Below are 18,311 nucleotides of genomic sequence, written 5' to 3'. Positions count from 1 at the left end.
TCCTATTGCCTATTGCCTATTGCCTATTGCCTAAATAAAATTTCCCCACAACTGGGTGGTAACTTGACGGAGAGCTTGCCAGAGCCACTACCAAATGTGGGGAGGTTATGATCAAATGAGAATCTTATGGATTTTTGAGGTTAATGCTTAACACTCAATGAGGAAACCAAAAGTATCCTTTGAACTGGTCAATACTTTGTACTAGGACATCGCTTGGATGATGTAATCAAAGTAAGGTGCTGCCTCTGCTGCATCTTCTGCACTGAGTAAGTCAAGAGAAGCTTTTTTCAGAGCATTGATAGCTTCTACCATTCCTGGTACGGGAACGCCAAGGGAATTGTACATTTCTCGTACACCAATGATGCCAATTTTTTCAATTGGTTCTATGTCTCCAGCTAGTACGCCATAGGTAATTAGGCGTAAGTACCAGCCAAAGTCACGAATACACAACGCACGCTGTTTTTCACCGTAAGCGTTGCCACCAGGTGCGATAAAATCAGGACGCTTCTGCCACAGTTGTTTGGTGGCTTCCTGAACAATCTTCTTTTCGTTTTCTGCTAAAGTACCAGCAATCCGTGTTCTTTGGAGACCAGTTTGCAAAAACTCTCTGATGCTCTTAAGTTCGCCACTGCTGGGATAACGCAGTTCGTCGTCGGCTTGGAGAATAACTTGGCTAATTACAGTCATGATTATTTAAATCACGCGAAATATTATTTGTTAGTTTAACGAGTCTGAGGTACACAAGTGAAGGGAGATTGGGGAGACAATGGAGCAGGGGGAGCAGGGGAAGCAGAGGAAGTTGGGGAAGCAAGGGAAAAATCCAATGCCCCATGCCCATTGACTATTGACTAATGACTATTGACTAATGACTAAATCTATTTGGCATCAGGGTGCATTAATTGAAATTACGATTACAGACTTGAGTGATACCGGTGATGGGGTGGGACGTTTTGACGATCGCGTGGTGTTTGTCCCTGATACTGTCCCAGGCGATCGCGCTCAAGTGCGTTTAGTACACGTTAAGCCTAAATACGGTCATGGTCAGCTTAAACACCTGCTGCAACCATCTCCGCAGCGCATCCGCCCTAGCTGCATTGTGGCTGATAAGTGTGGCGGTTGTCAGTGGCAGCATATTGATTATGAATATCAACTCACAGCCAAGCGTCATCAAGTTATCCAAGCTTTACAAAGAATCGGTGGTTTTACTACACCATCAGTAGATCCCGTATTAGTGGCGGCTTCTCCTTTGGGCTATCGTAACAAAGTTACTTATCCTTTGGATGTTTCTACTACAGGTCAAGTACAAGCTGGCTACTACCAAAAAGGTAGTCACCAATTAGTTAACTTAAATCAGTGTCCAGTCCAAGATCCCCGCTTAAATCCTTTCCTGGCGGAAATTAAGCAAGATATTCAACAACAAGGCTGGACTATTTACGATGAAACGCGCCATCAAGGACAAATCCGCCATCTAGGTTTACGCATTGGACGGCGGACAGGTGAAGTTTTATTAACTTTGGTAGTTAAGGATTGGCATTTACTGGGAATTGAGCAACAAGCCGAAGTCTGGCTACAGCGTTATCCTCAGTTAGTGGGAGTGTCCTTAAATCGCAATCCTGAGCGCACAAATGCGATTTTTGGCAGAGAAACCCGATGTATTGCAGGAGTTCCTTATCTGCGAGAAATTTTTGCTGGGTTGGAATTTCAAGTGCGTCCCGATACATTTTTCCAAGTTTTCACGGAAACAGCCGAAGCACTATTACAGGTAATTCAATCAGAACTGAATTTGCAAGGTCATGAGACTTTAGTTGATGCCTATTGTGGCATTGGTACTTTAACCTTGCCCCTAGCTCAACAGGTACACCAAGCTATAGGATTAGAATTGCAGCCAGAAGCTATCCAGCAAGCAATTTTCAATGCTCAACAAAATAAAATAAAGAATGTGCAATTTCAAGTAGGGGCTGTTGAAGATTTGCTGCCAAAAATGGGAATACTACCAGATGTGTTACTACTTGACCCACCACGTAAGGGATGCGATCGCACTGTCATCGAATCTTTATTATTATCGAAACCGCCACGCATCGTTTACGTCAGCTGTAAAGTAGCGACTCTCGCCCGTGACCTAAAATTACTTTGTCTAGATGGTTTGTATACAATCCAACGCATTCAACCTGCTGATTTTTTTCCCCAAACATCTCATGTGGAAACTGCTGCCTTTCTTGTGCTATCACAGTTGGACAAGGATACTTAGTCCTTTATCAAAAACTCAAATTTCAAATTTGTAGTCTATTGCATAGTAAAAATGCTAGAATCGAATTAACATAAAAGTAGCAATGATTTTGTTAAAAAACTCAAGTTGCATAGGCTCTAACAACAAATGAATAAGATTGTTTAAAGTACAATTCGGCAATGTAAAGAGAATCTAAAAACTCTTGTAATTTATATAATTTTCAATCTGCTAACTGTACTAGCATAATTTCTCAAAGCCGTTTTATGTATCAGCAATCAAGCATCATAAATAGAGTCAATGCTCCCCAGCATTTTCAATATTTAGTAATCAAGACGCAAGTTTGAAGGCAGCATGACCACCTCAACATTTATCAGGGTGCCAGTGAAAGCAAACTGATGTCTAGCTAACTGAAAGCTATGGGGTTTCTCTCGTGATTACCATTTCCCTCCGTCCAGTTGGACGTTATTGGGGCACTATTAGTTTCGCCTCAACGCTTTATCTCTGTCCGATTTTAGATTTACTGCTGGCAGAAATTCCAGCAAAATTACAAGCAGAACTGCGGCTAGGGCTTCAAGAAGCCTTAGTTAATGCAGCTAAACATGGCAATAATCTTGACCCTAGCAAAAAAGTTGTAGTCCGGTTTTCCCTAATAGATAATCAGTATTGGTGGGTGATATCAGACCAAGGTGAAGGCTTCAATCCCGTAGCTGGTGGGGATGAAGATCCCACAGATTATTTACCACCCGATGAATCAGAAAACGGTAGAGGGATGTGTCTTCTTCACCAAATTTTTGATCAAGTAGAGTGGAATCGCAAAGGCACAGAATTAAGACTTTGTAAGCAAATGGAAAACCGCCCCCGTCTATTTTTGAGGCGGTAAGTTGGGGACTGGGGACTGGGGACTGGGTACTAGGAATAATAACTCTCTTCAGATCCCCTGCTCCTCTGCTCCTCATCCCCCTCATCCCCCTCATCTCCCCTACTCCCCACTCCCTACTCCCTTATGCCCATGAGTCGGACAGGGAGGGGCGGAAATAGAACGATCTAACCAACCAACAGCTTGTTCTAGTCTAGCAAGAGCTTCTTGGGGTTGATTTTTGAGCAGAAATACCATAGCGGCTGCTATTTGTTCACTAGCGCGAGAATTGCGGTTAGACTTGAGGCGATGCCAATCGTTAGGCGAAATACTCAGCCTTTCCATTAGGGCTTGAGCTAGTTCCAAATCGCTCAATTCATTCAGTTGATTGGTTTTAGATAGCTGGCTAGGTTGAGACATAAATAACTATTGGCAACAGTTACATTTACTTATTACTTTACTACTTGGTAAATGAAGCCACCGAAAAAATCATCCCAGCAGTCGCCAGAAGATAATCAAGAACTCGATTTTGCCCAGGAGTTAGAAGAAGTAGAGCGATCGCTCTTGGCCTTAAGAGAACGGTATGATCAAGTAACACGCGATCGCTCCCAACAGGCACAATGGCAACAACGTCGGGACGAATTGCAGCACAATAAGCATAAAACACCAGAAATCAAAGCCGAGTTACGGCACATCAAACAGCAGTTAGAAGTGCTAGAACTAAATCTAGAAAGTCAGTTGTTTTCTTGGCGTAGCCTCAAGAAACCTTTCTGGCAAGCAGTCCGCTTTGGTGGATTGGGCGTTATTATAGGCTGGATATTAAAGTCCTGTGCTGGGTAAATATGGTAAATCAAAGGATTGCAGAAATACTGCGAAGTGGTCAACCTGATGAGTCTCTTGTAGTTCAAGGCTGGGTAAGAACGAAGCGCGACTTGAAAGGGTTTGCGTTTATTGAGGTGAATGACGGCTCATCATTAGCTAATTTGCAAGTTGTCATCAATCAGGATTTGCCAGACTACGAAGCAATTTTGAAACAACTAAATACGGGTGCGTCAGTTGAGGTAAAAGGCGTACTGGTGGCTTCCCAAGGGAAAGGACAGCGTATTGAGTTAAAAGCCGAGGCGGTGAAAGTCTACGGTGAAGCTGATCCCGAAACCTACCCACTGCAAAAGAAACGCCACTCTTTTGAATTTTTACGCACAATTGGACACTTGCGATCGCGCACCAATTCTTTTGGTGCAGTGTTCCGCGTCAGAAATGCCTGTTCTGCGGCTATTCACCAATTCTTCCAAGAAAGAGGGTTTTTGTGGGTACACACCCCTATTATTACCGCCAGTGACTGTGAAGGTGCAGGGGAACTATTCAGCGTCACCAGCTTAGATTTAAAGAATATACCCCGCACAGAAAACCAAGCAGTTGATTACAGCCAAGACTTTTTTGCTAAACCTACCTACTTAACAGTGAGTGGACAACTAGAAGCGGAAGTCATGGCGATGGCGTTTAGCAACGTCTACACTTTCGGCCCTACTTTCCGTGCCGAAAACTCCAATACATCCCGTCACTTAGCAGAATTCTGGATGGTTGAGCCAGAAATGGCATTTTGCGATTTAGACGGTGATATGGATTTAGCTGAGGCATTTCTCAAGCATATTTTTAGCTATGTCTTGGAAAAATGCCCTGAAGACATGGAATTTTTCAACCAACGCATTGATAATACCGTCTTAGCTACAGCCGAAAATATTATTAACAATCAATTTGAACGTCTGACTTACACAGATGCTATCAAACTGTTGGAAAAAGCCGATGTTAAGTTTGAATATCCTGTAAGTTGGGGCTTAGATTTGCAATCAGAACACGAACGTTATTTAGCCGAACAACTGTTTAAAAAACCGGTAATTGTGACAGATTATCCAGCGCAAATTAAAGCATTTTATATGCGCTTGAATGATGATGAGAAAACCGTCCGCGCAATGGATATTCTTGCACCAAAAATTGGTGAAATCATCGGCGGTTCGCAACGGGAAGAACGTCTAGATGTTCTAGAACGTCGCGTCTTAGCACAAGGGATGAAACCCGAAGATTTATGGTGGTATCTCGATTTACGCCGTTACGGTACAGTTCCTCACGCTGGCTTCGGTTTAGGTTTTGAAAGACTTGTACAGTTTATGACTGGTATGGGTAATATTCGGGATGTGATTCCCTTCCCCCGTACACCACAAAACGCCGAGTTTTAGCAGTGCCAACTAATTAGAAATTAAGTTCGTAGTAAAGGCTAAAGCCTTTTCTTTGATGACTAAAGTCTTTACTACAAACTTTAAATCTCCCTTTGTAAAGCCTGAACTTGCTCAAGAGATAATTCAGTAACTTGAGCAATTTGCTCTAAACTCATACCAATTCGCAGTAAATTTACAGCCAACTTTCTTGTTGTTTCTGCTTTGCCTTTGGCTTCACCTTCTTGTAGAATCTCTTGATAAATCACCAAGCCCCGTTGGGGCGGGGTGTAGGGTGTAGGGTGTGGGGTGTAGGGGAAAAGACAGCCCCAACAACCGTAGGGTTAGAAGCCCCGCCCTTTCAGGGCGGCTGCGTTGGAAGGGGTCTGAATCCTCTTCCAACGCCGTTTTCACTACCCCCTACACCCTACCCCCTACACCCTACCCCCTACACCCTGTTCAATGATTCGCGCATAATCTCGCTCCTTAAGACTCTGCTAATTACATCTTTCTTTAAGACAATCCCTGCTAAAATTGCACTACCTGCTGCTATATTTTTTTGTAGCTTATTAGTGTTGTAGTTGGTCTATAAATTATTTGATCAATAATGATCTGAAATACCAAATTCTAGAATATGATGAGCAGTCATTTCTGGTTGTTCTAAATGGGGAACATGACCACAATTAGCGATCCAAATTAGTTGACTGTGAGGAATAGCTAGTTTAAATCTTTTAGCATCTTCAGTCCCTAAAATTTTGTCAGAATCACCCCATAAAATTAGAGTGGGTTGGTTAATTTCTGCCAGTTTTTTAAATCTAAAAGCACTGTAACCGCCACTTTTGGTAAAAGCAATTAAAGCTTGAGACCAATTTGCCATTTCCAAATGTAACGCAGCACAACATAGAGCATCTAAAGAGGCGAAACTGGGATTTTTATAGGCAGTGCGAGAAATGCGATCGCGTACTTTCGGGCTACGCAAAAATGAGGTAGCAAAGGCATCTAGAGGCGGAAACATAAATTTTACTAATGGTGAACCACCCTTTAATCCAGCACTATCAATTAACACTAGCTTTTGTACAGCCTCTGGGTAAGTGAGGGTAAAATCCAGTGCGGCTGCACCTCCCATTGATGCACCAACCAAAATCACAGGTTGGTTAATGAGGGTTTTCCAGAAATAATACAGATGGGTTTTAATCGCGATGGGGCTAAATTGGATACCTGAGAGTCTGTCTGTAAATCCAAAACCCAACAAATCTACTGCCCAAGTTTCATTTTTTTTAGCTAGCAGTGGCAAAAGCCGACGGAATTCTAAAACCGAACTGTCAAAGCCATGAATTAATAAAATAGGTGTACCACCACTTCCCTGACGTACATAGGTGGTGTTAATTGGCTGATTTAGTAAAGGAGTAGCGATCGCCTGAGTTTGAATACTTTGAGCGATCGCGATCGAGCTAGGTTCTGTCAGTTGTCCAACGGTAGCAGGTAAAAAATTTGGAAACATGGTCAATAGTCAATAGTCAATAGTCATTAGTCCATACTCAATAGTCATTAGTCAATATTTCTTTCCCCTGCTCCCTTGTCTCCCTCCACTCCCTCATCCCCTAGCTTAACTGTGCATAAGCCCTGCCAATTTCGGGGATATCTAAAGAGGAATAAAAATACTGATGTTTAGGATAATGACTCGATTTTTTAGTTCTCATCTGTGGCGCAAGTGGACTCTCCTCACTTTGGCAGGCTTTTTAGTTGGTGGGATTGTGGGCGTAATTGGCGGATTTATGGGTATCCCCTTTATCGGCTACCCACTGACGACGGTAGTTAGTGGATGCCAAGGACAAGGTGCGATCTCTTGTATGATTATCGGTGCAGCATTAGGCGCAGCTTTAGGGCTAGGAGTATCAGTTGGTACAGCACAGTGTTTCGTTCTCCGTGGTATTGTACCGCGTTTTCAATGGTGGATTCTGGCATCAGCTTTGGGATGGTGCGGGATTGCTTTCACATTGACTGTCATGCTATACACAGCTACATCTGCACCTGGCTCACCTGATTTTGGGCAACCAATTTGGACTAGATTACCCTCGGCTGGGGGAGCGATCGCCCAAGTTACCCTAGCCGGTGCGCTCATGGGATTATTTCAATGGCTAATTCTGCGTTCAACTCTGCGACAATCATTTTGGTGGATTCCCGTCAATGCTTTCATCATGCTAATGGCAGCTTTGGGAGTATTTCTCCAGGGTTATAACATCGGTGGTTTACCTGGTATGGGCATATTCATAGTGAGTTTTTCGCCAATTTATGCAGTGTTGAGTGGCAGCATATTAAGTTGGCTTGTGCAGCAAAGCAGAAATCAATCTGCCGTCTAAGGTTTAACTTTTCCCAGAGAGAAAAATATCCCCAGTGTCAAAATAGGGACAAAGCCTCGTAGAATTAATATTACTTATTATTGACTGAGGAGCTGATGCCATGCCAATGGCGGTTGGCGTAATTGAAACTTTGGGTTTTCCGGCTGTGTTAGCAGCCGCAGATGCAATGGTGAAATCTGCGGCGGTGACACTTGTGTATTATGGTCAAGCAGAAAGCGCCCGTTTATTAGTGGCCGTAAGGGGACAAGTAGCAGAAGTCAAAACAGCAGTTGCAGCTGGTATTGAAGCTGGTGAACAAGCTTATGGTGGTGAAGTTATCACCCATTACATAGTTCCCAACCCCCCAGAAAATGTGGAAGATATTTTACCAATCCACTTCACCCAAAAATCTGAGCCTTTCCGAATCTTCTAGGCAATTTCGTCATCAAAATTTGTAACGAAGCTGCGTACAATTAACTGGCATACCCTCTACCTCATACTTTTATTCATACAGGAGATTACTAATGTCACTACAGGCAGTTGGAGCGTTGGAAACTAAGGGTTTTCCGGCTGTATTAGCCGCAGCAGATGCAATGGTGAAAGCTGGTCGAGTTACCCTTGTAGGTTATATCAGAGTGGGTAGCGCACGTTTTACAGTCAATATCCGTGGAGACGTTTCAGAAGTTAAAACTGCTATGGCGGCTGGGGTAGAAGCAGCACAAAATGTGCATGGTGGAACTCTAGAATCTTGGGTGATTATTCCCCGTCCCCATGAAAACGTTGAAGCTGTGCTACCAATTGGTTATACCGAAGCGGTTCAACAATATCGGGACTCCGTAGAAAACCCCATCATTCGCTCATCTAACGGACGCTAGATTAATATTTGATGCTCGTATCAGGTCAGTAGCCACTATCATTTTTGACTACTGGCTCGAAATTGCTGTTGTAGCAGGTGACAGGTGACAGGTGACAGGTGACAGGTGACAGGTGACAGGTGACAGGTGACAGAGTTGAAAGTACATTTATGTCTAGGTTTCATCGTCTATTACTGTCTTAACCGCCTTGTCTATTGCTATAGCGGTAGCAGGGCGTTGAGCCGCGTCTGAGTTATGAGCAGTCAATAATCCCCAGGAATTCTTTAATTTTGAATTGAGTACCCATCAGGGTACTTTTAAGTTTTTATGCTAATTTTTCAAGTCAATCTGATATTTTATTGCATTTATAAGCCAAAATGTTGCATCAGTAGAATAACCCTGATAGGGTACTAACAATAAAAATTACAAAATTCCCTCATTGACAACATAAAGCCCCATAAACTGAAACTTACAGGATATCAACAGCGTCTTAATGGAGTAAATCAAACTAGCTCCTCCATATAGGTTCATATCAGTGCAAAATGTCGTTTTTTCTCAATCCTTTTCCGAATCGTCCTCTACTTTTGTTGGCTGCCCACAAGAAAGTATACAAAACTTTAACTTGACTGCAAGAGAGGTAAATTCCTGATATACCGTGTTTTCCGGTAGTTAGACAAGAGAAATTATTATATTTCTGAGTAAATTCCTGCATAAAGTTCGTCAATAGAGACGTAATAACAATGTAATCGCTGAGAAGTCTTCATTGAAGATGATGGACTTACGGGCAACTGCTAGCTAATCATTTGAGGGCGACGAAAGGGGGTTGTGATGCAAACTTTAAAACAGGGTTTCGAGGAGCGCAATCTCGCTATGGTAACGGAAGCAGAAAAACTAGCGCAATATTGGCATAAGCGGCTAGCTGCGGAATGTCCAGAACAAAATGTGGCAGCTAGGGAAAGTATTGTTCTCTGGCTGTTGGGTCGTGATTTACAACGGTTTGATCTGCTCAACCCCAAGGAACTCGATATTGTGAAACAAGCGATGGAATATCGCTGGAAAATTTTAATTCAACGCTACTTAGGGATAGGACGGGAACGTGCTTATCGTAATCTCATCACGCGGTTAGGCAGTTTAGTCACATTACGCAATAAGATCCAAACCTGGATTTCCCTGAGTCGCGATCGCCAGCGCAGTGTAATGGATGTCTTGCAAGAGGTATTGCAAGAAATGCTGCAAAGCGATAACTATATGCAGCAACAAATGGCTTACATCGCCGAAACTACCTTAGATAAACGACTGAAAGATAATTTACTCTTGGCGACAGTAGAAGAGTATGCTTTACGACCAGTACGTAATCAACCATTAATAGTGTATCGTTTCGTTAACTATCTGCGGCGCTCTCAACGGGGCGGTTTAACTCAAGTACCTACCAACGACTTAGTACGGTTAGTTTCCGAAGAAGTGCTATCCGATGACAGCGATAATCGCGTTAACTTGGTAGATAACCAAGCGATCGCAGAATATCAAGAAGCACAGCAATTAGAAGAACAACAACTACTGCGGCAAACAGTACAACAAGAATTTGCCGATTATTTACAGGAGAATCTAGGCACTGAAGCAGTAGAATGGCTCAGACTCTACCTCAAAGGCAAAACACAGGACGAAATCGCCAAAAAATTAAATAAGCCCATCAAAGAAATTTACCGACTACGAGAAAAAATTAGCTATCATGCTGTGCGTGTGTTTGCCCTCAAAGGTAAACCAGAACTCGTAGACAATTGGCTATCAATTTCCTTGGAGGAAAATAACTTGGGGTTAACACCAACCCAGTGGCAGCAATTTTATGAAAACTTAACCCCCACAGGACGGCAAATATTAGATTTACGAAAAGCTGGTGACTCTACAGAAGCCATAGCCGAAAAATTGCAACTCAAACCCCATCAGGTGATGGGTGAATGGACAAAAGTCTATCTAGCAGCCCAAGCTATGAGAACAAGGGATTAATTTGTTTAGGGTTGTAGGGAAGATGGGGAAGATGGGGAAGAATCTTGTACCTCCTGCCTCCTGCCCCCTGCCTGTTATCCCCTGTCTTTACGGACAACGTGGATGAATACCACCTTGAGTACAAATGTAAGCTAATTGCCTAGCATCTAAGTTTTTGGCTTGAGAAAAATCAACTCCTTTAATAACCGCAGATACTGAACCTAGGTCTGGGGTTTGCACAAATTGATCTGCTGGATCTTGTCTGCTAGGAGTGAGAATCGCCCCTTGGAAATCAGCCCCGACGACATTCGCCCCTCGTAAATCAACCAGACTCAAGTCGGCATTTTTCAAGTTAGCATTTTCTAACTGGGCAGAGCGCAAAATTGCGCCTGTAAGACGAGTAGCACTCAAGTTCGCATTAGTGAGATTAGCCCGTTCTAAATCGGCTCCTGATAAGTCGGAAGCTTGCCAATCGGTTTTAGTTAAGTTGGCAAAGGATAATTGCGTACCTATAGCAATAACACGGCTCAGACGCGCCCCATACAAATTAGCATCTTTAAATTTAGCATCGCCTAAATCTGCCCCGGTGAGGCTAGCATTTTCCAACACTGCCCCCCGCAAATCAGCTCCGACTAACTGGGCGCTACTCAGATTAGCACCAACTAGGCGTGCATTAGCTAAATTAGCTCGGTTGAGGGTAGCACGGCTTAAATCGCTACGAACCATCAACACGCGGCTGAGGTTAGCATCAGTGAAATTGGCTTGTTTCATCTCAGCTTGGGTGAAATCGGCAATTACATCGTCGTAAGTATCCCAGCGTCCATCTTCACCAACACTGCGGAAGCGACTACCTTTAAAACTGGCTTGGTTAAGATTGGCAGCTTTAAAGCGAATTCCTGATAAATCAACGTTGTCAAGTACCAAGTTGAAGTAGAAACCGCCGGGAGTACCACTTTGACCTAATTGGGTACGACTGAGATCCAAACCTTGGGTTTGACCACTGTAAACGCTGAGAATCTTGTTAATTGTCTGCTGATTGATTTGTAGGCGTTGTTGGCGGATTGCCCATTCTGGTGAGTTGCTGTTGACAGATGCTAGCTCACCAGCTAAAAACTGATTTTTATTTTTTAATTCGGGAATAGCTGGAGTCCCAACACTTGTTAATGCCTGTTGAATGGTATTTAACAGCATGGGGTTGGTTTCATTGACCATCAAATCCGCCAAAAACTGAATCGCTTGGGAATCATTTAGACTGCCCAGTGCCAGAATTAGACTTTGGCGTTCTTCCACGCTAGCCCCAGAGTTAGGACTTAATTGTTTAACCAGTGCTAAAAACTGTTGACTATTGATTTTTTGAGATTCGCGATGGCTTTGTTGTGATTGGATATAAACCTGAGTCCCAATTAAAGTAGCTAATACCGCAGTCATGCTAGTCAAAGCTACCCCAAACAACGTCAGGCTCGGATTTTGCTGCATCCGCCGCCATAGGGACATTAAATTACTGTTATCGGTAGCGATCGCTTCCTGTGGGTTGTAGGCCATAGCCATTGCAGCTGTCCGTAGTTCTTCATTGCCTTCTGGTGCAGGATTTTGATGACTTACGGCAGGTACAACCCGGCCACTAGCCGCCACATCAGTAGACGGTGCGGAACGATAAGCATCTATTACATAAGTACCAGCTAGCCAATCATGTAATGCTTTGCGTCCTCGCTTTGACGGTAATGCTAAAGCTTCACCCAGGATCATCAACACAGCTAAAGATGTGAATAATCCCAAGTTGGGAAAAGCAAAGCTATAACGCCAGAGGATATAAGCAATGGACATAGGCACAGTCAACCGTCCAATCCCTTCGCGGACAAATACAGATGCTAACCCTGGCGGTGTGCCTTCTTCATTGACTACCCGCACACCAAACCAACGTTTAGGTAGTGTACTGCCTGTTTTTGCCAGTAAATATAATTGCCACCACGACAGCGCGGTAGGCGCTAATAAAGCCAATGTCCATAAAAAATTAGTCGGCCAAGCCACATTACGAATGCCATAGTTAGCAGGTAAAGCCAAAGGACGAGCGATCGCTCTTTCTGTCACTACCAGTACAGGGTTAAGTGGTACTCGATTAATATCGCTTCTAGAATTGGCATACATACCAAGGCCGAAGGGAATCAACCCACTGGTAGCCACCAGTGTAATTTCTGCTGCCCAAGCAGCAAAGCGCCTTGTGGTTAACTGCCGTGAACTGGCTTTTACTTGATTTTTGACTCTACTTGATTGATTATGATTTTTTTTAACAATTGGGGTGGACATTATTATGATTCCCTTTGACTTTATTTCTTTACCGTTGCCGGTGTGTTTAACATAGACTGATTTGCAAGAGTGCTGAGTAATGAGTATGATTTTCTCCTCTGCTCCTCTGCTCCCCTGCTCCCCTACCCTGCTCCTAGCCTCTAACCCCTAATAACGACTATTAATTACGTGAATTGCCAGATACAAAAAATTTGTATCCAAGATACACCAACCCAGCTAACAACGCCAGACTGAGAGCAGATACAACCAGTTTTAGTACCATTTGCACAATCGACAAACCCAATAACGCTGCCACGCCCACAAACACTAGCTTACTTGTCCCTGATAAGCCATTGAACCAGAGTTGCCATCTTTCTAAGTGACTTTTCCAGTTGAGCCAACTAGATTGGGAAGTCTGTTTGGGATCTGCCACTGGCGATTTTGTGGAATTAACCTCAGCTTCTAATTGTCGGAGGCGACGTTGTACGTCTTCTTCTGGTTGAGGAGTCATAAATTTGTTTACCTCAGTTAAGACCCTTGTTAAATAACAAGCCTACCAACATATGATCAGGACTGATACAAAGGGATTTTTGGCTGTTCTATCTGGGCATCAGTCCCCATCATTGCTAGTGCTTTTGTCTGTGATTTTAACCAATGTCTTGGTGTGTAATCCCTTGATCTTTAGGTATAATTCGCTATTTTCTGTAACTGGCTTTTCAGTATTGCATTTTCTAACTACTTTAAATAACTTATAAATTTGGTCAATTTTACGGCTATATAATCAATTTATTCCAGGTTTTCTCATATTTTAATTACTTCACATTATTTTCATTATTTAAAGATATTATTACTAAATAATTTGATAAAAATTTATACAAGAGATTGAGGAACAAGGCTAGTTGAGTAGCGTCTATTAAATCAGAATATTTGTATTAATAATTGTTCCGAGTGTAAATAAGTATATATGACGACTTTTAGCCTATTAAGAATTGTTCCTACTGCTTTGGCAATCAGTTTTGTGTTGGCTGAGGCGATTGTAGCTCAAACACCTGTGATTAAGGTAAGCCGCAACTTACCCTCAGATCCACTGGTTTTAAATGGTACATCTGAGAAAACTGTTGCCAGTAATTGTGGTAACATTCCGGCTACACCCAACCATGTTATTGAAGTTACGGAGGCATTACCTTATCTACGTGTCACTGCACAAAGCCTAGGAAAGACAACACTATTAATTAATGGTCCTGGAGGGCGTTTTTGCGTTTTACCAGATAGTTCCCCTGATAGTTTCCCAGAATTATCTGGTCATTGGCAGTCTGGTAAATACTCCATATCTGTGGGTAATTTAACTCAACGGCAGTATAGCTATACTATTTTGATTTCGCAGCAAAAGAAGCAAAGCGTTAAGTAGGTTTTTAACTTGCTTTGACAAAGAGGGGCTAGAGGTTAGGATTTTAACGCTGAGTTGTTAATGGTTCTGAGAATCTGTTGTTATTTCTTAGAGGTGCTTTCATCCATTGGAAGGCGACAATATTTAATAACAAACCAATCAAAAACAATAGCACCATTAGGGTGATTTGATACCAGATAACTTGCGGTAACAACAAGTCTACAATTACATGACTTAAGTTCATGACTGTATAAAACACAGTGAGAGCAAAATGAATGACTCTATAGCGTCTAGCATCAGTAAAGACAGTAGCAATTATTGCTAGCATCGGTAGGCTAAAAAAGCCCAACATCAACCACATAATTCCTGATATTTCATTAATTGATGTGGCTTTTTGTGATTCAATTACGCTCAAGCCGTGGAAAAGTGGCATCAAAGCCAATTGGGTATGAAACAGAGTTCCTAAAAGAAAGACTATCCACAGAGCAACGATTTTTTCCCGGTAATTAAGGGACATATTCTTGGCATAGCTCCTGTTGCGATCGCATTAATCATTGCTATGATTTTTTGTTAAAAATCCCAGCTAATAGCTATAACTTGTAACCAATCCGCCGCAGCAAAGTATGCCGTGCGTTGATATCTTCGGGATCTTCAATTCCCTTGGGTGAAAAACCGTCAATTACGCCGAGAATACCTCTACCTTGTTCTGTTTCTGCCACAATTACCTGGACAGGATTAGCGGTGGCGCAATAAATTGTACAGACTTCTGGACATTGCTTAATGGCATTGAGAAAGTTGATAGGATAGGCTTGTTTAAGTAAAATTACAAAGCTGTGACCTGCACCTACAGCTTGAGCATTTTTTGTGGCTATTTCTTGTAAAGGCAAATCATTACCAGCTAGCCTAATGAGGCAATCTCCTGACGCTTCACAAAAAGCAATACCAAATTTTACTTGTGAGGATATCCCCACCATCATTTCATAGAGGTCTTCTACTGTTTTAATAAAGTGGCTCTGCCCTAGGATCAGGTTACAATTTTCAGGAATTTCTAGGGTAACAGTTTTAAGTTCCATGAGGCTTTAACTTTTTGGTTTAGTGTTCCACTTAATATCAAATATCAGTTTTGTTGGTGTTGAGTGATGAAATTAGGAAAAGTTCACGCAGAGGCGTAGAGATGGAGAGGTTAAGGGTGTTTAGTGATTTTTAGATGTGGCTATCTTGTTTAGTCGAGATTGCAAATCTTTCCAGGTGATTCCTGCTAGGTTGGGAAGGACTATCTGGGCTATTCCCACACGTTCTTCTGGGCCGATACCTATTGTCCACATACCAGCAGCTAAGGCGGCTTCTACACCTGCGGTTGCATCTTCTACAACTACGCATAGTGCAGGTTTTAAGTTTAGTTGCTCTGCGGCGTAGAGAAATAAATCAGGCGCTGGTTTAGGTTTCTTGACACTATAACCATCAGCGATCGCGTCTATTTTATCAGTAATACCCAGTTTTTCTATCACTGTGTGAGCATTTTTACTAGCTGAACCGATAGCTATTTTAATACCAGCTTGCCGTAGTTCATCTAACAGTGCCTCTGCTCCTGGTAACAAATCCTTGGGTGTGATGTGTTGAATTAGTTCTATGTAGTAGTTATTTTTACGCTCCATCATTTCTAAGATTTGCTCTTCTGAATATTCCCTGTGTCCAAGAATTAGCATGAGAGAAGCACGGCGAGATATCCCCCGCAAGGCTTCGTTTGCCTCTCGACTAAAAGGTATACCCTCCTCATCTGCCAGTTTTTGCCATGCTAAGTAATGATATTCGGCTGTATCTGTTAGTACGCCATCTAAGTCAAAGATAAAGCCTTGGACTGGGGATTGGGGATTGGGGATTAGGGATTGGGGACTGGGGACTAGGGATTGGGTGTTGAATAGATTACCTTGTTCCTTCATCTCCCCTATCTCCTTATCTCCTGTCAAATCAAACACATACCATTGACCGCGCCAATTGAGTTGAAACTTCAAGCGGGACCAACCAGGGGGTAGGTGCGGGTGAGCTACAGGGCCATTGTCTGTAAATTTAATACCACCGAAGCCAAAAACCACTGCTTGCCAAATACCACCTGCGCTAGCACCGTGAATACCATCTCTGGTATTACCGCGACTATCTTCTAAATCCACCATTAAGGCTTGCATAAACCGTTCATAAGCTGTTTCTAGTTTGCCTACGTCGGCGGCTAGGATGGCGTGAATGGCTGGCCCCAAGGATGAACCATAGGTAATATCGGTGCGGGGTGCGTAGTAGTCCCAATTGGTTGCTAGTGCTGTTTGGTGGTAGGGAAACTCTGCTGATAGTCGCATTAAGTACAGCAGCATTAATACATCAGGTTGCTTGAGAACTTGGCTTTGGTTAGTGGCTTCAATGCCCAAAATCCCTTGTATTGATTGCTGGCGTGGTTCGTAGTTGGCTAAATCAATATCTTTCAGTTGAAAAAAGCCCTCAAACTGTTCAATGAGTCCGGTTTCAGGGTCGTAGAAAATCCAAATTTTCTCTATGATATCTTGCCATTGCTTTGGTATTTCTGGGGAAAGTTGCAGCTGATTTTCTAGTTTGGTTGCTGTTTCTGGGAAAGTTTCATGCAACCAGTGGTAAACTTTCAGGGCTTTTTCGAGATGCCATTGCACCAGCCGATTAGTAAAGGTGTTATTGTGAACTAACTCGTGATACTCATCTGCACCAATGACATCACGAATTTCATATCTGTCAAACTGGGGATTATATTCAACTCGGCTAGCCCAGAAAATCGCCGTATCTAAAACAATCTCTGCACCATAATCGCGCATCCACTCGTCATCATTGGTGGCTTGCCAATAGTGCCACACAGCGTAGGTAATATCTGCACTGTTATGAATTTCGCGATCGCGGCACCAAATCCGCACGTCTTCGCCATAATAATCATAGGGCAGTGACCAACGGGGTGTCACCTCATCACCTGTCACAGCACTTTCCCAAGCATACATCACGCCTTTAAATCCATAATGCTTGGCTTTGCGTCGCGCACCATCTAATGTGTGATAGCGGTAACTAAGTAAGTTTTTTGCCAAGGCTGGTTGGTTGAAAATGAAAAAGGGCAAGATAAAAATCTCTGTATCCCAAAAGATATGACCGCGATAACCAAACCCAGAAAGGGTTTTAGCAGGAATACTCACCTTTTCATCATCGCGTGGGGCAGCAATTAGTAGCTGAAACAGGTTGTAGCGCACACCAAAAGCAGCTTGACTATCTCCTGTAATTACTATGTCGCTTTGTTGCCAAACTTGCTCCCAGGTTTGAGCGTTAGCTGTGAGTAAAGTATCGTAGTCTGGCAGTTGTGTCAGTTTTTCTTTGGCAGCGTTGACTGGTGTATTTACCTCCCGTGATGTAAATACTGTCACCAGATTATCTACTCTCACGGTTTTTTCTGATGTGGCTAAGAAACTGGTGCTTAAGGTGGGATAACCCGGCACAGTATTGACTTGTAATGTGGCTTCCGTTCCCCATATGTTGATTTTCGCCGCCATGCCAATTTCTATACGGGAACTACGGGTACGACTATGTAGCCAAACGCCTTGATTAGTTTTACCTTGGTCTATTCCTTCCCAATGATTGAAACCTTGGTTTTCTGCATAGCCGTTGATGCTTGCCTGAATTTCAATCACTGCCTCACAATTGTAGGGTGTGATCTGACAACGTTGGGCTAATACGTGTTTGTCCGTGAGACTGGCGAAGCGTTCTAAATAGATATCAACAATTTTGCCGCTAGGACTGCGCCAACGCACGAAACGAGACAAAAGACCTTGACGCAAATCTAGCTGTCTTTGATATTGTAATACTTCACCTTGATTGAGACGAAAGCGATCGCCATCAATTGTTACTATCATCGGTAGCCAATCAGGACAGTTCGCTAATTCTGTGTACACTACCGGCACATCATCATAGACACCATGAATAAAAGTTCCTGGCATTCCATTCGGATAGCCTTCCTCAAAACTTCCCCTTGTTCCTAAGTAACCGTTACCTATGGTAAAAACCGTTTCTCTGGACTGTAATTGCTCAGGGTCAAACTGAGTTTCAATTAACATCCAATCTTTATAGATAAAATCACGAGAGGAACTGGTGGTATTCATGGTCAAATCAATTCAAAA

The 18,311-nt window shown here is 42.9% G+C and carries 18 protein-coding genes; 9 read left to right on the top strand and 9 right to left on the bottom strand.

Going from position 1 to position 18,311, the window contains the following annotated elements:
- Positions 1 to 201: 201 nt before the first annotated feature.
- Positions 202 to 687, bottom strand: a complete 486-nt coding sequence (locus NOS7524_RS14175) for an allophycocyanin subunit alpha-B (RefSeq protein ID WP_015139163.1) — start codon at positions 685 to 687, stop codon at positions 202 to 204.
- Between the two features lie 178 nt (positions 688 to 865).
- On the opposite strand from NOS7524_RS14175, the gene rlmD reads away from it, so the two are divergent.
- Both rlmD and NOS7524_RS14165 read left to right on the top strand, forming a co-directional pair.
- On the top strand, positions 866 to 2,248 hold the full coding sequence (gene rlmD / locus NOS7524_RS14170; protein WP_015139162.1) for a 23S rRNA (uracil(1939)-C(5))-methyltransferase RlmD: 1,383 nt from the start codon (positions 866 to 868) through the stop codon (positions 2,246 to 2,248).
- A gap of 409 nt (positions 2,249 to 2,657) precedes the next feature.
- The gene (locus tag NOS7524_RS14165; protein ID WP_015139161.1) at positions 2,658 to 3,107 is read left to right on the top strand and encodes an ATP-binding protein; all 450 of its coding nucleotides are present in this window, start codon (positions 2,658 to 2,660) and stop codon (positions 3,105 to 3,107) included.
- A 99-nt stretch (positions 3,108 to 3,206) separates the two neighbouring features.
- Here NOS7524_RS14165 and NOS7524_RS14160 read toward each other — a convergent pair whose 3' ends face one another.
- Positions 3,207 to 3,503 (bottom strand): DUF6439 family protein, encoded by a 297-nt coding sequence (locus tag NOS7524_RS14160; protein WP_015139160.1) that lies wholly within the window; start codon positions 3,501 to 3,503, stop codon positions 3,207 to 3,209.
- A gap of 51 nt (positions 3,504 to 3,554) precedes the next feature.
- Between NOS7524_RS14160 and NOS7524_RS14155 the strand changes: the two genes are divergently transcribed.
- Positions 3,555 to 3,923 carry a hypothetical protein gene (locus NOS7524_RS14155; RefSeq protein WP_015139159.1) on the top strand — a complete coding sequence of 123 codons (369 nt, stop codon included), beginning with the start codon at positions 3,555 to 3,557 and terminating at the stop codon, positions 3,921 to 3,923.
- Between the two features lie 2 nt (positions 3,924 to 3,925).
- A complete protein-coding gene (gene asnS / locus NOS7524_RS14150) occupies positions 3,926 to 5,317 on the top strand; it encodes an asparagine--tRNA ligase (RefSeq protein ID WP_015139158.1) in 1,392 nt (463 codons plus the stop codon).
- Positions 5,318 to 5,397: 80 nt separating this feature from the next.
- Here the strand turns inward: asnS and NOS7524_RS30055 are convergent, their stop codons facing one another.
- Positions 5,398 to 5,562, bottom strand: a complete 165-nt coding sequence (locus tag NOS7524_RS30055; RefSeq protein WP_171815332.1) for a hypothetical protein — start codon at positions 5,560 to 5,562, stop codon at positions 5,398 to 5,400.
- A 332-nt stretch (positions 5,563 to 5,894) separates the two neighbouring features.
- Positions 5,895 to 6,794, bottom strand: coding sequence for an alpha/beta fold hydrolase (locus NOS7524_RS14145; protein ID WP_015139157.1), 900 nt, complete (start codon positions 6,792 to 6,794; stop codon positions 5,895 to 5,897).
- Positions 6,795 to 6,969: 175 nt separating this feature from the next.
- On the opposite strand from NOS7524_RS14145, the gene NOS7524_RS14140 reads away from it, so the two are divergent.
- The 4 genes from NOS7524_RS14140 (at position 6,970) to NOS7524_RS14125 (ending at position 10,490) form a co-directional block, all read left to right on the top strand.
- The gene (locus tag NOS7524_RS14140) at positions 6,970 to 7,653 is read left to right on the top strand and encodes a hypothetical protein (protein WP_041555327.1); all 684 of its coding nucleotides are present in this window, start codon (positions 6,970 to 6,972) and stop codon (positions 7,651 to 7,653) included.
- 100 nt (positions 7,654 to 7,753) lie between these two features.
- Positions 7,754 to 8,065 carry a carbon dioxide-concentrating mechanism protein CcmK gene (locus tag NOS7524_RS14135; RefSeq protein WP_015139155.1) on the top strand — a complete coding sequence of 104 codons (312 nt, stop codon included), beginning with the start codon at positions 7,754 to 7,756 and terminating at the stop codon, positions 8,063 to 8,065.
- Positions 8,066 to 8,156: 91 nt separating this feature from the next.
- Positions 8,157 to 8,507 (top strand): carbon dioxide-concentrating mechanism protein CcmK, encoded by a 351-nt coding sequence (locus NOS7524_RS14130; RefSeq protein WP_015139154.1) that lies wholly within the window; start codon positions 8,157 to 8,159, stop codon positions 8,505 to 8,507.
- 807 nt (positions 8,508 to 9,314) lie between these two features.
- The gene (locus NOS7524_RS14125) at positions 9,315 to 10,490 is read left to right on the top strand and encodes a HetZ-related protein 2 (RefSeq protein ID WP_015139153.1); all 1,176 of its coding nucleotides are present in this window, start codon (positions 9,315 to 9,317) and stop codon (positions 10,488 to 10,490) included.
- Positions 10,491 to 10,577: 87 nt separating this feature from the next.
- Here NOS7524_RS14125 and NOS7524_RS14120 read toward each other — a convergent pair whose 3' ends face one another.
- Together NOS7524_RS14120 and NOS7524_RS14115 are read right to left on the bottom strand one after the other, a co-directional pair.
- On the bottom strand, positions 10,578 to 12,773 hold the full coding sequence (locus tag NOS7524_RS14120; protein ID WP_015139152.1) for a pentapeptide repeat-containing protein: 2,196 nt from the start codon (positions 12,771 to 12,773) through the stop codon (positions 10,578 to 10,580).
- A gap of 160 nt (positions 12,774 to 12,933) precedes the next feature.
- Positions 12,934 to 13,263: a hypothetical protein gene (locus NOS7524_RS14115; RefSeq protein ID WP_015139151.1), complete on the bottom strand. Its 330-nt coding sequence runs from the start codon at positions 13,261 to 13,263 to the stop codon at positions 12,934 to 12,936.
- Positions 13,264 to 13,716: 453 nt separating this feature from the next.
- Between NOS7524_RS14115 and NOS7524_RS14110 the strand changes: the two genes are divergently transcribed.
- The gene (locus tag NOS7524_RS14110; RefSeq protein ID WP_015139150.1) at positions 13,717 to 14,160 is read left to right on the top strand and encodes a hypothetical protein; all 444 of its coding nucleotides are present in this window, start codon (positions 13,717 to 13,719) and stop codon (positions 14,158 to 14,160) included.
- A 43-nt stretch (positions 14,161 to 14,203) separates the two neighbouring features.
- Here the strand turns inward: NOS7524_RS14110 and NOS7524_RS14105 are convergent, their stop codons facing one another.
- From NOS7524_RS14105 to pgmB, 3 genes are all read right to left on the bottom strand, one after another.
- Positions 14,204 to 14,656, bottom strand: coding sequence for a hypothetical protein (locus NOS7524_RS14105; RefSeq protein ID WP_015139149.1), 453 nt, complete (start codon positions 14,654 to 14,656; stop codon positions 14,204 to 14,206).
- A gap of 73 nt (positions 14,657 to 14,729) precedes the next feature.
- Complete coding sequence (locus NOS7524_RS14100; protein WP_015139148.1) at positions 14,730 to 15,212, bottom strand: adenosine-specific kinase; 483 nt, start codon at positions 15,210 to 15,212, stop codon at positions 14,730 to 14,732.
- Positions 15,213 to 15,332: 120 nt separating this feature from the next.
- The gene (pgmB, locus tag NOS7524_RS14095) at positions 15,333 to 18,293 is read right to left on the bottom strand and encodes a beta-phosphoglucomutase (RefSeq protein WP_015139147.1); all 2,961 of its coding nucleotides are present in this window, start codon (positions 18,291 to 18,293) and stop codon (positions 15,333 to 15,335) included.
- Between the last annotated feature and the right edge of the window lie 18 nt (positions 18,294 to 18,311).

This window comes from Nostoc sp. PCC 7524, from assembly GCF_000316645.1.
GTDB lineage: Bacteria > Cyanobacteriota > Cyanobacteriia > Cyanobacteriales > Nostocaceae > Trichormus.
Note: the sequence above shows the minus strand (reverse complement) of the source record. Positions and strands in the feature narration are given on the sequence as shown.

What these genes read in the sequence shown, in the direction of transcription:
- NOS7524_RS14175 (WP_015139163.1), bottom strand. Translation starts at nt 687, where the DNA reads ATGACTGTAATTAGCCAAGTTATTCTCCAAGCCGACGACGAACTGCGT.
- rlmD (WP_015139162.1), top strand. Translation starts at nt 866, where the DNA reads ATGACTAAATCTATTTGGCATCAGGGTGCATTAATTGAAATTACGATT.
- NOS7524_RS14160 (WP_015139160.1), bottom strand. Translation starts at nt 3,503, where the DNA reads ATGTCTCAACCTAGCCAGCTATCTAAAACCAATCAACTGAATGAATTG.
- NOS7524_RS14155 (WP_015139159.1), top strand. Translation starts at nt 3,555, where the DNA reads ATGAAGCCACCGAAAAAATCATCCCAGCAGTCGCCAGAAGATAATCAA.
- asnS (WP_015139158.1), top strand. Translation starts at nt 3,926, where the DNA reads ATGGTAAATCAAAGGATTGCAGAAATACTGCGAAGTGGTCAACCTGAT.
- NOS7524_RS14145 (WP_015139157.1), bottom strand. Translation starts at nt 6,794, where the DNA reads ATGTTTCCAAATTTTTTACCTGCTACCGTTGGACAACTGACAGAACCT.
- NOS7524_RS14140 (WP_041555327.1), top strand. Translation starts at nt 6,970, where the DNA reads ATGACTCGATTTTTTAGTTCTCATCTGTGGCGCAAGTGGACTCTCCTC.
- NOS7524_RS14135 (WP_015139155.1), top strand. Translation starts at nt 7,754, where the DNA reads ATGCCAATGGCGGTTGGCGTAATTGAAACTTTGGGTTTTCCGGCTGTG.
- NOS7524_RS14130 (WP_015139154.1), top strand. Translation starts at nt 8,157, where the DNA reads ATGTCACTACAGGCAGTTGGAGCGTTGGAAACTAAGGGTTTTCCGGCT.
- NOS7524_RS14125 (WP_015139153.1), top strand. Translation starts at nt 9,315, where the DNA reads ATGCAAACTTTAAAACAGGGTTTCGAGGAGCGCAATCTCGCTATGGTA.
- NOS7524_RS14120 (WP_015139152.1), bottom strand. Translation starts at nt 12,773, where the DNA reads ATGTCCACCCCAATTGTTAAAAAAAATCATAATCAATCAAGTAGAGTC.
- NOS7524_RS14115 (WP_015139151.1), bottom strand. Translation starts at nt 13,263, where the DNA reads ATGACTCCTCAACCAGAAGAAGACGTACAACGTCGCCTCCGACAATTA.
- NOS7524_RS14110 (WP_015139150.1), top strand. Translation starts at nt 13,717, where the DNA reads ATGACGACTTTTAGCCTATTAAGAATTGTTCCTACTGCTTTGGCAATC.
- NOS7524_RS14105 (WP_015139149.1), bottom strand. Translation starts at nt 14,656, where the DNA reads ATGTCCCTTAATTACCGGGAAAAAATCGTTGCTCTGTGGATAGTCTTT.
- NOS7524_RS14100 (WP_015139148.1), bottom strand. Translation starts at nt 15,212, where the DNA reads ATGGAACTTAAAACTGTTACCCTAGAAATTCCTGAAAATTGTAACCTG.
- pgmB (WP_015139147.1), bottom strand. Translation starts at nt 18,293, where the DNA reads ATGAATACCACCAGTTCCTCTCGTGATTTTATCTATAAAGATTGGATG.